This is a genomic window from Microcoleus sp. MON1_C1 (genome assembly GCF_036701945.1).
Classification (GTDB): domain Bacteria; phylum Cyanobacteriota; class Cyanobacteriia; order Cyanobacteriales; family Microcoleaceae; genus Microcoleus.
The window spans coordinates 53935-66595 of the sequence record NZ_JAUBRO010000027.1 but is presented as its reverse complement, the minus strand read 5'-3'; the positions used below and the strand labels follow the sequence as shown (position 1 = coordinate 66595).

The following is a 12661-nucleotide window of genomic DNA, read 5'->3' as shown; positions in this document are numbered from 1 at the left end:
ACTACTTAAAAACATTGAAGTCTAAAGTAGAGTAATCAAGTATCTCTCAGCAGGTGGAAGTTAGGAAACTTAAGTGTCCGCTATAATCTTCCTTTAGATAGATCCGTCTATGGGAACCCATGTCTAATGTGGTTAATATCCTAAAAAGCTGTCGCCAGTATGGAATGCTATTAAGCGAGGATGCTTTATTGGTAAGATTTTTCGTAGTTATTGCGTATTTTTACCGAGGCTGACGCCAAGCTCGCATCAGTTGGTAATCGGCGCTAGGAGAGGTAGAATAAGCAGATGCTATGGGGTTAATCCACTGCGGTCGTTTTGCCCGCACCTTGTAGCGAGATTGTATCGGCTTAGACCAAAAACTGGTCATCGGAGAGCTACAAATACGAGCCAATCTGTTTCAAGTGCCGCAGCGCCACTTGAAGAATGCCTCGGGGGCAACTTTTTTGATCGTTTCGATCGGCATTTATGAACTACCCTCACTGGAACAATAAATTGGAATCCTCGTTTGTAAATAACGGTCAACAGGCGCTAGACCAGCGCCCCTTAGTGTTGGCTGTAGACGACAATCACGACAACTTAGAGCTGCTGACACAAATACTCGATTTATGCGGCTGCGAGTGCGTAGGAGCCGTTGACGGGTACGCAGCTATTTCAGCAGCAGTCGATCGACCTCCCGACCTAATCGTACTCGACATTTGCTTGCCGGATATAGACGGTATGGAAGTGGTAAAACGCATTCAACAAAACCCCGATCTCAGAGATATTCCGATAGTCGCTGTCACAGCACTAGCAAAACCAGAAGACCGCGCTCGAATTATCCAAGCCGGCTGCGTGGAATACCTTTCCAAACCTTTTAACATCAAAGATTTAGAAAGAATTATCCGCCAGCACCTTAACTCTCCAATGGTTTTGGTTGAGTTTTAGATTTATAATTAGAAGCACGAACTTGAGGTGCAGAGTCCAAAATTGCGATCGTTCCCGTGCGGCCCGTCTCCAAGGTCGCATCGCGGAGCAAATCAATGACTCCCACGCCCAAAACCTTTTGGATTAATTCTTTCAGTGGCAATTCCAGAAGTGATTCTAATTGTGTCCGCACCTGCAACGCCAAATCTTGCTGACCATTCTCAGCCAGCAGTTTTTCGGGTTGAGTAAGCCCATTTTCGACAACTATTATCAATTTGTTATCCAAAAGATTGCACAGCGCCTGACTGGTTGAGTGTCCGAGTTGAGAGCGGTACAAAGCTTGAATTCCTTGCGAAAGAGTCCGTTCTAATTTCCCGCGAGTAGGTTCTAAGGTTTCCCCTGCCATATTTTTTGATTGAAACCATGAGAGATAAATAAAAAAGACTGTTAGGAGTTAACAGTTAGGAGTTAAGTTAACTGTTAACTCCTAACAGCTAACTGTTAGAAACAACCGTCGCGTTAGCCGACAGTAACTTCATTAGTTTCCACCCCAGTTGCACCCTTAACACCTTTAGCAATTGTCACCAACTTGTTGACAATTTCCTGACTGGGAACTGTACCTTTGAGAACCACAGTAGTGCCAAGTTGAGCCACATAAACAGTCTCAATATCCGCCACATCTGGATTTGCATCAAAAGCCTGAGCCACCCGTTTAGCTAAACCGCTTTGATCGTATTCTCCATTCAATCCCATGCGTTCCGGCGGGATTGTCTGAGCGCTACCACCAGACTGAGCTTGAGCTTCAGCTACAGGTGCTTGGTAAGCAGGAGCCTCAACAGTTTCTTGATTTTCAAGTTTTTCTAAACCAAACAATCTTTTTAGCCAGCCCATAGAGTTTGTCCTCCGACAAAGTTTGTGTTAATTGACGTGTTAATTGACGTGTTAATTGACGGTTGGCAAGTCGTCCTGTAATTGTTATTCTCAATACCAGGAATTACGATCGCACTCTTGGATGCAGAAACCAAGTTTTTTTACAAAAAAGTATCGTTACAGCCATCCACCTAGGCAGAAAAACCCAGTTTGTTTAGTTTGGTGCGCCCATCCTAAATACAATTTACTGTTGTACAACTCAGCGGCTCATCTGCCTGGAGACATAATTCTCCCACTCTCAAACAAATACTTGCGCTGACCATTCCGGCAAATCAAACTTAAACCCTTCTTCCCCAACTTATACGATTTTGTTGTGCATCCACTCGTGCCAAGTTCCGGCAGCCGGAAACTTAGGAATGCAGTAACCAGATAGATAAGTATCCGAAAAATTGGCGACAACTACTGCTCGCGTTCCCTCCTCGCTCCAGCGGTAGTAAGCGAGGACTTTGGCTTCGGCATTTTCTTGGATAAATTCAATATTTTCGGTATAAAGTGCCGGAACTTTTTCCCGTAGCCGAATCACGTGTTTGTAGTATTCCAACAACTCAGATTGGGCTGATTTTTCAACAAAAACCATTGCAGTTTATTCGGCTGGTAGGGAGTTTGCCGAGCGGATTGTCCAAACTCTTGGCCCATCCACAGCATCGGTATTCCTACTGCTGTGACTAACAAAACTGCTCCCAAATTAGCCTGTTTCAAAGTCGCTTCTGGGTCGAGAGTCTGAAAGCTTTCTGCCGCCAGCAAGTGCGATCGGTCGTGACTGGGTAAATAATTGATAACATTAGTTACCTTTGGATAGCCTTGTTGTTTGGCATCCAGAACTTCCTTGAGCTTTTCAATATCTAAAGTATCCCCCGCGAGATTTTCTATGGCAAAAATGCGAAAACTTTCGTGCCAGCACCCATTCATCGGCCCCTCTGCAGCGAGGAGTTAGGGAAGTTGGGGAAAGTGTTCTGCTAGGTTGTAAAATGGCTTGTCGCCAGCGGTTTTTTTCGCTTCGCGAGTTATCCAGTGCAGGAAATCTCGATTGTTCAACTGTCGCACTGCATCGTAGCGAATGCCGTCGATATGATATTCTTGAATCCAGAAATTAACGACATCGCCGATGAATTTCCAAGCAGGACGAATGCCGAGTTGTGGGTCGAAGTTTTCGTAGTTAAACTCCGATCCCCAGTAGTTAGCCGGATCTTCGGGATAGTGTTTGTCGCGGTAGTACCAATAATTGCGATCGATTAGCAATAAGGGACATTCTTCATCGCAGTGGTTGTAAATCCCCTCCAGGAGCACTCGGATGCCCCGTCCGTGGCACTCGTCAATCAATTGCTTCAAATCTGCGGTTGCGCCGTAGCTGGACTCCAGGGCAAAGAAAGTGCGGACTTTGTAGCGCCAGCTATAATCGCCCGGATATTCATTAACTGGCATTAGTTCGATCGCATTTATCCCGAAATCGCACAGATAATCTAATTTCTCCCTCACCTGCTGGAATTTACCGCCACTTTCGGAACCATCCCGCCCGGAAAAATCAGCAACGTGCATTGCGTAAACGACTAATTCTTCATTATTGGGGAGTTCTTTGTCGTCGTGCTGCCAAACATAGGTATCAATAATTCGCGCGCCTGCTTTGATGCGAACTGTACTTGTATCCGTAGTGCGGTCAATTTCAGTAGCGTAGGGGTCATTGACTTCTACCCATTCGTCCGGTTCAAAACATGGACTTTGCGACTGAACTCGGAATTTGTATTGATAAATACCGTCTTCTAACTTAATGTTAGTGAGGAAATAACGTTTCTCATCTTTTTCTAAGGGAATTGCTGCCCATTGGGAAAAGGAGCCGAGCAGTGTAGCTGCTTTGTTGTTGGGAGCGAAGAGTTTGAATTCAATTGCAGCGGTCAGGAATACCTGGTTTGCAGAACTTATAAGCGTGATTAGTAGTGATTTTTACAATTTGGTAAATCTGTCGCCACCGTTCTTGTTCTTAAGAGTTAAACCTGTATCTCTTATGTTGTAAGGTACTTGGGGGCGCAGCCGGAGGATTTAGTAGTGCGAACCCTAGCGATTGAGTAAGGTGCGCCCCTAGGCACCCGAAACCTGATTTTAATCAAAAATGTAGTTAAAGTAACTAAAACTTATTAAGTGCTATTTATGAAAAATAGTCCGGACTGTTTTGAGTTCGCAGTCTGAAACCCTAGATTTTCTGTTGGTAGCGAACTTGCCTTAGAGGCTTGAACCCCTATTCTACGGTTGGCTATCCAAAACTGTCCGAAGTATTGTATGAAAAGTAATTTAACTTTTGATAACTAAATAAATCGTGGTGAATATTTAAGATTTGTAACTAAAGAAACATTTTTTAGCGGACAGGAATAATACCGTAGAAAGAGGTCATTTTATGCGGGAACAGAGAGGATGAGCTTGTAATTATAAGGCAAGGGAAACCAGAAACATGAATCCTATATTCAACTGGGTTTTCCTGCGACTTTAAGCCAAGTTTGAGCCGAGAATAGCAATGATTATTTTTGCTTATGTCTTGGCAGCACTTGTTTTATAGTTGTTGACCGGCAAACTTTGTAGAACCAAAATCAGCTTTAACGACTGCTGCTACCTCAGTAATTGGTAATTGGTGAAAATCTCATTCGTCCCTGTTACCCGTTAGATATTCCGAGCAGTGGCTCTAAGGCTCTAAAAGTTTAATGTGGGATGTTGGCGAATTACCGTTACTGTAAAACTCTGGAGTGTTAAAAATGCTAAAACAAATGTGTTGGTTGCCCCGACTCGGAGGCAATGGAGAAAAGATATTGCACTTGCGTACCGATGCCCGTCAGGCGTGGCGGCCTTATACAGCTTTTCCGCAGTTTGCTGTATCCGACTACCGGGAACCGGGCGGTTCTAAGGGATGGGCAACATTTCAGAAGCTGAGAGTTCAAGGGTGGAATTTAATATCGACTGAAGAAGGGCAGCAGTCGATTTTTGGCGAACAGAAAACTGCTTAAAAACCCCGAAACCGCCGCAATAAAAAGAAGAGGATTTCACCTCTTCTTTTTATTGGTTTTGGACGCAGAAACTGGGTTTTTAACCATCCTACTTCGTTGCAGCGGTAAGGTGTGCACTGCACACCCTACATACTTTTGAGACGTTTGCCAGTTGCCAGTAAATTAGGCGAGCTGCCTTTGTCTCTCTGCTGTTGTTGCTGCGCTATCAAACACCGGCTGGCGAGTTTTCAAGTTAAACCGATATCCGTGGGGGAGGATGTGCAACTTGGCCCCGCAAATCGCCAAACCCTCATCCTTCAAGCGTCCCTCAATATTGTCGTGGAGTTTTTCCGACTCGTCGATGACAGTTACAGCGCTTTCGCCAATGACTTCTAACTCGTCACCGTGGACTAAAATAGCTGTATTTTCGTCAATACCAAATCCCAACACAGCCGGTTGCAGCAAGAGTGCCGTAACTAAGCGTCCCAGACGACCTCGTTGGGCGAAATGCTGGTCGATGACAACATTGGGAAGGAAACCCATTCCCGGGCCCATTGCTACCGCATCAACGCGGGGATTTGTCTCCGAGTCTCCTTCAATAATCATCATGTCTGGCATCATCGCCGCGCCGGCACTGGTGCCACCAATGATAATCCCTTCAGAGTAGCGTTTGTGCATAGCTGCGTCGAGTTTGGTGTCTTTCAAGCAGCTAATAATCCGCGCTTGATCTCCGCCGGTAAAGAATATGCCCGTGGCTTGTTCGATCGCTTCTAAATGCTCTGGATCGCTGGCATCTTCGGGTCTTTGAGTGTCAATAACTCGCACATCTTCAGCGCCAAGTCGCTCAAACACTCGGATGTAATTATCTCCTACTTCTCCCGGTAGGCTTGTTGCAGCGGTCATTACTACAATGCGGGCTTTAGTGCCTCCGGCGCAGCGCAAGAATTCCCGCAGAATTTTGCAGTCGCCCTCTTTGTCTTCCGCGCCACCAATAATTAGCAACTTCCCCTGAGTTTCCTGGCTCGCCATATTATCTCCACTTTTAATTTATTAAGTTTCACTAAAACACAAAATTCCTTTTTCCGAAAACTGCCCAAAGGTATATATAGATACCAAAAACATCTCAGACTCCTACCCCTCCAGGACGCACACAGCTCAAGCGTTCTGGTGGTTTTCTACTCTTGCTCCGGGCTGTAACGATGGTTTGGTAAACAGTCCTGGAGGCACTAGACTAAAGAAACCGGGAATAGGAACGAGAATTCTACGTTTGAACGGAAAAACTTAACTCAGAAACCCCGGTTTTTAAGAGAGCTTTTGCGTTTGCGACTGGTAAAAAAAACCGGTTTCTGCGTCTAGGACTATCTACTTAACTCATCCTCGACGATCGACACAAAAAACTTACCCCCCCTAACAGAAGATAGGAGGGGTCAAAAAATGAGCTTAAATTACAAGGCCGACGCGGGGGGGGGTGATCGATCCGGTTTCTGACCTGATTCTTCGCTAATCCTCCTCTGATTGCTCGTAGAAATCAGATTGATCAGCGTCAGTCCTCAATTAGTCCGATCGCCCGTTAGTGCGATCGCTCGATCAAATTGCTCAATATGGTGCTCGCCCGTTCTAAAGGTAGGTGTCTGGGTTTGCCGTTCCAGACAATCTGATATTCGTTGCTGTTTTGACCGTCGCCGTAGCCAGAAATTAGCTTCCGGTGAAATGCTTCCTCAGCTAATTCATGAACTTTATCCCTGAGAGCAGTTTGTGCGATCTTCATAATTTGCTGCTTCTTAAATTTTCTTTCACAGTCATAAACAATTATAAGTGGGGAGTGTACCTCTCTAAAGTTATAGGTTTTTCCTGAACGGGGAAGGAAGTAGTCATTAGTTATAAGTGCTTAGTTATCAATGCTTAGTCATGAATGCTCAGTCAGATCTTGAAGAAAGAAGGAATATTTTCCCACTCTCCCCTCTCCCCTCTCACCCACTCCCCCACTGCCCCACTCCCCCACTGCCCCACTCTCGCAATAAGGCTGAAGGCAGAATGGGTCGGAGTAGTTGTCTCAACTGAGCAGTGCGATATCTATGCCCGCAGGTAGTATCCCCTGCACCGAGTATAAAGTTACCGTTAAAAATTAGCTAAAAGGAGGTTAGAAAATGTTGCAAGAAAAAAGCACCGAAACAGCCCGCGTCAATGCTCGAAAAACAGATGTTTTTGATGTGTTCAACTTCAAACACTATATGGGGCCAAACCCTTATTTAGACACAGCAGCTTTAGTTTTCGATTTAGCGTTGACGGGCGCGAGCGAACCTTTGCCGATCGCACATTACCAGGAAATTATTGGCGATCGCTACCCGCAAATCCTGCACGAAACTTTCTCGAACCACGCCCAACTCTTCGGCCGTACCGCCTCAGAAGTAGCCAAACTCGACATGGGTTTGCACTTCCAAAACTGGAACATCCAGCCGTTTTCTCAGTTTAACAGAATTAGCATAGAAGCACTTCACGCCCGCACCGCCAGATCCGTAGTTTACGCAGTTTGGGATTGGTTTGAAGCCATCAATCAAAATCAAGACTTTCCCTTGGAAGCACAAATGGGCGCGCTGCAAAATATGTTCCGGCAGTCAGTTTACGGAGGCCCGACAGTTTATTCGTTAATGCGAGCGGCATCTCAAAAAGGCATTCCCGTATTTTATTTGTGGGATGAAGGATTGATGCAATACGGTTACGGCAAAAAACTCGTGCGCGGCTCTGCAACTACTTTTGATTCTGACAGCCATTTAGACTCAGATTTTACCACGCGCAAAGACGATTGTAAAGCTTTTCTCGCTACATTAGGATTTCCTGTTCCCAAAGGCGATATCGTCTCCACAGAAAGCGGAGCTGTGGCAGTTGCTAGAGACATTGGCTATCCAGTTGCTGTCAAACCAGTAGTCGGTCATAAAGGAATTGGCGTCACAGCAGATATCCGAGATGCTGAGGAATTGCAAGCCGCTTTTAAAAGAGCAGTTAAGGCGATTCCGGAAACAGAACCGGTGCGAGTAATTGTGGAAAACAGCATCAAAGGATCGGATTTTAGGCTGTTGTGCGTTGACGGCAAATTTGTTTCGGCAACTGAACGCCGGCCCGCTTGGGTAACAGGTGATGGCGACTCAACAGTTCGCGAATTGATCCGCCGCGAAAACCGCAAACCAGAACGTTTGGATACGCCAACTTCGGCCCTGAGCAAAATTCAGTCCGACGAAGCGATGGAAATGTATCTGGCAGAACAAGGGCTGTCATTAGAGAGTGTCCTAGAGCGCGATCGCGTTGTGTCTCTACGCAAAGTCGCCAATCTTTCCGCAGGCGGCGTCAGCATCGACGCTACCCACAGTATTCACCCGGATAACATTGTTTTAGCTCAAGATATCGCCCTACATTTTCGGTTAACTTGTTTGGGGGTTGATGTGATAACAGAAACTCTTGCCAAATCTTGGAAAACCGGCAATTTTGGGATTCTCGAAATCAATGCCGCGCCGGGAATTTTTATGCACCTCAACCCGGCTGTCGGAGAAGGGGTTGATGTGCCGTCGCATATTGTCGAAACTTTCTTTGACTCGGGAAAATCCGCCCGAATTCCGATTATTACTTTCAACCAAATTTCGGTGCACGATCTGCAAGAAACAATCGACCACATTCTTTTGCAGCATCCCGATTGGACGATCGGTGCTGTTTGCCGCGGGGGACTTTTTGTTAACCGTTCTGAAAAAGTTTTGCATAAGAATTACAATCTTAACGTGCAAAGTTTGCTGCGGAATCCCAAGCTCGATTTGTTAATTGCTGAATATCCCGGAAATATTTTGGAAGCTGAGGGAATGTTTTATGGGGGGAGCAATATGGTGGTGCTGGACAATCCGGGAGAAACTGAGATGATGTTGATCAGAGAAAGCACCGATCACGATACTGTTGTGGTGAGGGAAGGAAATAGTATTTCTATTCGCCGCCAAGGGTTGATCGAACAGTATACTCTGGGAGATGATGAACCGTTCACACGGGTTTATTTGAAGGAAATAGGGACTGTTTTGTAAGCTGTTCCACATTTAAGTTGGCTTTCTAGGGCGGGTATTGATTACCCGCCCCACCAGATCGAGGCTTTTTCTCGTTCTCGGGTGCTTCCGGGGAAGTAACTTGGGGCTCGCCCAGATTTGAACTCGCTTCGTTACACTTAGTTACAATTGGTGGCAATCCCTCAGTGGGGGATGCACTATTCGTAAAAAGCCAATTGCTTCCCAACTTTCTCGTTACCACACCCATATTTTCGTAGAAATTGGGTTTCTCAGGGTAAGTGCTATTGCTGCGATCGTAAGTTTTTAAACAATTTAGTTTATAGGCTGTCGATCGTGCTATCAAGGAACTTCACAAGTCTTTAAACAATTGCACTCCGGTAGCACAAGGTGTGGAAATATGAATGTTGCGAGCAATTGGTTTAATTCGCTGAAGGAAAGTTTACTGTCGCACCGTCGCTACATTCCAGCAGCGCTGACTCTTTGCACCGGTACGAGTTTGTCATTGGCAGCCGCAGCCTTCGTGTGGCATTCGGAAAACCAACGAATGCAAGCGGAATTTCATCAGCAAGCCGATCGCCTGAATGTGGCATTGCAGCAAAGCATCCACAAAAATTTAGAATTTCTGTACTCACTTGAAGCATTCTACAGCGCATCTAGTGAAGTTAGCAGACAAGATTTTAAGCAATTCACTCAACCTGCACTTTCCCGAAATTCTGCTATACATTCTGTTAACTGGATTCGGCGCGTGCCGGCTGCCCAAAAAGTAGCTTACGAACAAACAATTCGAGCCGAAGGTTTTCCGGCATTTCAAATTTACGAGCGAACTCCTGACAAAAAGCAGGTCAAAGCAAAAGTGCGATCGGAATATTTTCCAATTATTTACAGAGAAGCACTAGAAGAAGATAACAAAGTGATCGGTTTTGATGTTGCCTCCAGCCCCGATCGCAAAGCAGCTTTAGAGAAATCGGTGAATACCGGAAAAATAGCCGCTTCCGGGCGGATTAAATTAGTCAGCAACAATCAACCGGGATTGCAAGTATTTCTACCAGTACCCCGCCGCACAACTTCTGCGGATAACTCGGTCAACGGCCGCCCAAACCTCATGGGAGTTATTGCGGGTGTGTTTCAGATTACCAGTATGGTCGATTTCTCTTTAGAATCGCTAAATTTAGACAAGATTAATTTTTACCTATATGACAACTCTGCTATAGAGAAAGAACGCTTTCTGGTGCGCTACAACTCACAAGCTAAGCAGTTGATAGATAACCCAAAACACGAAAAGCCAGAGTTAGCTAATCTCGGACAAATCTGTCAAAATCCTAGTGCTTGCACTCGCCTATTTAACGTAGCAGACCGCCAGTGGAGGCTGCTAGTTTTGCCTGGGAAGGGGTACAACAGTATGACGACGCATCAGGGTTCGCTGGCAATTTGCGCGATCGGGCTATTGATGACTGGCGGCTTGACGATTTACCTGTTGATGTCTCTAGAACGTACTGCAAAAGTAGAACAGCAAGTGTACGATCGCACAATTCAACTAAAACAGCGCACCGCTGAACTAGAAACAGCACTAAAAAATTTGCAGGAAACTCAATTTCAACTAATCCAAACTGAAAAAATGTCCAGCTTGGGGCAGTTGGTGGCTGGAGTTGCCCACGAAATTAACAATCCTGTCAACTTCATCTCTGGCAACCTGATCCATACAGGCGCATATACCCGAAACTTGCTGGAACTTGTGGAACTATACCAGCAGCAATATCCCAACCCAACGCCCGAAGTGCAAGCGAAACTACAAGAGATTGATTTGGAGTTTCTCAGTGAAGACTTGCCTAAAATCCTACAATCTATGAATATGGGAGCTGAACGAATCAGGCAGATCGTGCTTTCTCTGCGGAATTTTTCGCGCTTGGATGAAGCAGAAATGAAGTCGGTTGACATTCACCAAGGCATTGACAGCGCCTTGATGATTTTGGATAGTCGGCTGAAACCCCAACCTGGTTTTCCGGGCATTCAAGTCATCAAAGAATACGGAAATTTGCCCTTAGTGGAGTGCTGGCCGGGACAATTGAATCAGGTATTTATGAATGTTTTGAGCAATGCTATTGATGTTTTACATGAAAAAAAGAGTCACATTTTACCAAATGGTAAAAATTCCTATGATGCGGCTTTTTTACCTAGGATTCGGATTCGTACTGAACTTTTAAGTTCTAATTGTGTATGCGTGCGAATTGCTGACAATGGAGCGGGCATGACGGAGAATGTAAAAAAACGTTTGTTCGATCCGTTTTTTACTACCAAGCCTGTAGGCAAAGGTACTGGCTTGGGATTGTCGATCGGCTATCAAATAGTGGACAAACATAAAGGTTCGCTCAGGTGCCTATCGGCTCCGGGAGAGGGAACTGAATTTTGGATTGAGGTGCCGGTGCTACAACAGTCTAAGCAATCTGTTTCTAAGGTTTCACCTGCGGTAGGTGCCAGTTGGAATTAGCGGCAGAAATCTCGCTTCTAGGTGAGTCTTACTGGGAGCATCTCAATGAAAGCAGCAAAGCTAGAAATTGGAGTGTGGAGGCAAGAGGCAGGAGGCAGGAGGAAAGAGGAAGAAGAAAAGAGGAAGAAGGAAGGAGCCAGAAAAAGTGTTTTTACAAATATGAGATGCTCCCTAATTCCAGTTTAGAAAATGTGAACTATCCGCACTCTACTTGGGAAAGCTGCGGATTTCGCAGTCTATTTTCAACTGTCAACTGTTAACGGTTATAGTTATTGGCAAGCGCGTGCTTATTCCCAGTGGAATATGGTCGAAAACAAATACATTGGGTTTTACCCGTCGTGACAATTTATAATTGTAGCAAGGCCAGATTACCAATTATTAACTACGATGTCTTTACAATCTATTAGCATTCCGCCCACAACGGATCGCCAACCTGTCGCTTTGATGGTCGCTTTGCATGGATGGGGTGCTAATGCTCGGGATTTGACTTCCTTAGCACCCGTTTTCAATTTGCCGGATTATCAGTTTGTGTTTCCCGATGCCCCCTTCCCCCATCCCCAGGTAACGAGCGGCAAAGCGTGGTATAACCTTCAAAGCAAAGACGCTCAGGGATTGGTAGAAAGCCGGCAATTGCTGAGGGAATTTTTGCTGTCTTTGGAAAGCAGCACGGGCGTGCCTTTATCTCGCACGATTTTAGGTGGCTTTTCTCAAGGCGGAGCGATGACTCTAGATGTGGGATTGACTTTGCCCGTAGCCGGTTTAATTTGTCTGAGCGGTTATTTACACCCGATTTCGCCAGTTGCTGGGAGTGCTTTGCCACCTGTTTTAATCGTGCACGGTACTCAAGATACTATTGTGCCGGTTAGTGCTGCTGTGCGATCGCGCGAGAGTTTGACGGCTTGGGGAGCTGCGGTGCAGTATCAAGAATTTAACATGGGACACGAGATTCGGCCGGAAGTTATAGATGTAATGCGAAGTTTTGTTGTACAAACTGTGTCGAAATCGGATTAAAGGTTTAGTATATAGTATGGCGGAAGTCTCGGGCAGGGGAAAAAAATGAAAACTTTAACCAAAGCATCGCGCGATATTGCTGTACTTACTTCTCAGGACGTGGCAGAATTGGCTGTCCGTTTGGAAGTTGACGATTATACAGATCCTTTTGAGGGATTGAATGATTGGCATTTGTTGCGATCGCTTGCCTTTCAGCGGCCGGAGCTGGTTGAACCTTATCTCCACCTTCTGGATATGGAAGCCTACGACGAAGCATAGACTTAAAAATCTAGGTCAAAAAATTCGACGGAATTGAGGAAGAAGTTAGCAGCATATTTTGTTGCGGATTA

15 protein-coding genes and 1 pseudogene are annotated in these 12661 nt (G+C 45.5%); 7 read left to right on the top strand and 9 right to left on the bottom strand.

Annotated elements, in window-relative coordinates; genetic code table 11:
• Positions 1–220: 220 nt before the first annotated feature.
• Positions 221–367: a hypothetical protein gene (locus QUA62_RS16795; RefSeq protein ID WP_333405571.1), complete on the bottom strand. Its 147-nt coding sequence runs from the start codon at positions 365–367 to the stop codon at positions 221–223.
• Positions 368–465: 98 nt separating this feature from the next.
• Here QUA62_RS16795 and QUA62_RS16790 point away from each other — a divergent pair, with 98 nt between their 5' ends.
• Positions 466–924: a response regulator gene (locus QUA62_RS16790; protein WP_333405570.1), complete on the top strand. Its 459-nt coding sequence runs from the start codon at positions 466–468 to the stop codon at positions 922–924.
• Here QUA62_RS16790 and QUA62_RS16785 read toward each other — a convergent pair.
• The 6 genes and pseudogenes from QUA62_RS16785 to QUA62_RS16760 form a co-directional block, all read right to left on the bottom strand.
• Positions 893–1309: a DUF2294 domain-containing protein gene (locus QUA62_RS16785; RefSeq protein ID WP_333405568.1), complete on the bottom strand. Its 417-nt coding sequence runs from the start codon at positions 1307–1309 to the stop codon at positions 893–895. The genes QUA62_RS16790 and QUA62_RS16785 overlap by 32 nt on opposite strands.
• 113 nt (positions 1310–1422) lie before the next feature.
• A complete protein-coding gene (locus QUA62_RS16780) occupies positions 1423–1794 on the bottom strand; it encodes a BON domain-containing protein (RefSeq protein WP_333405566.1) in 372 nt (123 codons plus the stop codon).
• Positions 1795–2131: 337 nt separating this feature from the next.
• Entirely contained in the window at positions 2132–2356 is a 225-nt protein-coding gene (locus QUA62_RS16775) for an alpha amylase C-terminal domain-containing protein (RefSeq protein ID WP_333405564.1), read from the bottom strand.
• Entirely contained in the window at positions 2353–2742 is a 390-nt protein-coding gene (locus QUA62_RS16770; RefSeq protein ID WP_333405562.1) for an alpha-amylase family glycosyl hydrolase, read from the bottom strand. The genes QUA62_RS16775 and QUA62_RS16770 overlap by 4 nt, the downstream gene beginning before the upstream one ends.
• A gap of 21 nt (positions 2743–2763) precedes the next feature.
• Positions 2764–3369 (bottom strand): alpha-amylase family glycosyl hydrolase, encoded by a 606-nt coding sequence (locus tag QUA62_RS16765; protein WP_333405560.1) that lies wholly within the window; start codon positions 3367–3369, stop codon positions 2764–2766.
• A gap of 189 nt (positions 3370–3558) precedes the next feature.
• Positions 3559–3672 (bottom strand): annotated as a pseudogene (locus QUA62_RS16760) (glycogen-binding domain-containing protein); the annotation flags it as partial.
• 899 nt (positions 3673–4571) lie between these two features.
• On the opposite strand from QUA62_RS16760, the gene QUA62_RS16755 reads away from it, so the two are divergent.
• Positions 4572–4820, top strand: coding sequence for a hypothetical protein (locus QUA62_RS16755; protein WP_333405598.1), 249 nt, complete (start codon positions 4572–4574; stop codon positions 4818–4820).
• A gap of 162 nt (positions 4821–4982) precedes the next feature.
• Here the strand turns inward: QUA62_RS16755 and QUA62_RS16750 are convergent, their stop codons facing one another.
• Positions 4983–5828, bottom strand: coding sequence for a cyanophycinase (locus tag QUA62_RS16750; protein ID WP_333217178.1), 846 nt, complete (start codon positions 5826–5828; stop codon positions 4983–4985).
• 541 nt (positions 5829–6369) lie between these two features.
• Positions 6370–6567: a hypothetical protein gene (locus QUA62_RS16745; RefSeq protein ID WP_333123502.1), complete on the bottom strand. Its 198-nt coding sequence runs from the start codon at positions 6565–6567 to the stop codon at positions 6370–6372.
• Between the two features lie 379 nt (positions 6568–6946).
• On the opposite strand from QUA62_RS16745, the gene QUA62_RS16740 reads away from it, so the two are divergent.
• The 5 genes from QUA62_RS16740 (at position 6947) to isiD (ending at position 12590) form a co-directional block, all read left to right on the top strand.
• Positions 6947–8857 (top strand): acetate--CoA ligase family protein, encoded by a 1911-nt coding sequence (locus QUA62_RS16740; RefSeq protein ID WP_333405558.1) that lies wholly within the window; start codon positions 6947–6949, stop codon positions 8855–8857.
• 376 nt (positions 8858–9233) lie between these two features.
• Complete coding sequence (locus QUA62_RS16735; protein ID WP_333405556.1) at positions 9234–11321, top strand: CHASE domain-containing protein; 2088 nt, start codon at positions 9234–9236, stop codon at positions 11319–11321.
• Positions 11322–11366: 45 nt separating this feature from the next.
• Positions 11367–11507 carry a hypothetical protein gene (locus QUA62_RS16730; protein ID WP_333405554.1) on the top strand — a complete coding sequence of 47 codons (141 nt, stop codon included), beginning with the start codon at positions 11367–11369 and terminating at the stop codon, positions 11505–11507.
• Positions 11508–11708: 201 nt separating this feature from the next.
• Positions 11709–12332 carry an alpha/beta hydrolase gene (locus QUA62_RS16725; protein WP_333405552.1) on the top strand — a complete coding sequence of 208 codons (624 nt, stop codon included), beginning with the start codon at positions 11709–11711 and terminating at the stop codon, positions 12330–12332.
• 45 nt (positions 12333–12377) lie between these two features.
• Positions 12378–12590, top strand: coding sequence for a protein IsiD (gene isiD / locus QUA62_RS16720; protein ID WP_006632739.1), 213 nt, complete (start codon positions 12378–12380; stop codon positions 12588–12590).
• The last annotated feature ends 71 nt before the right edge of the window (positions 12591–12661 follow it).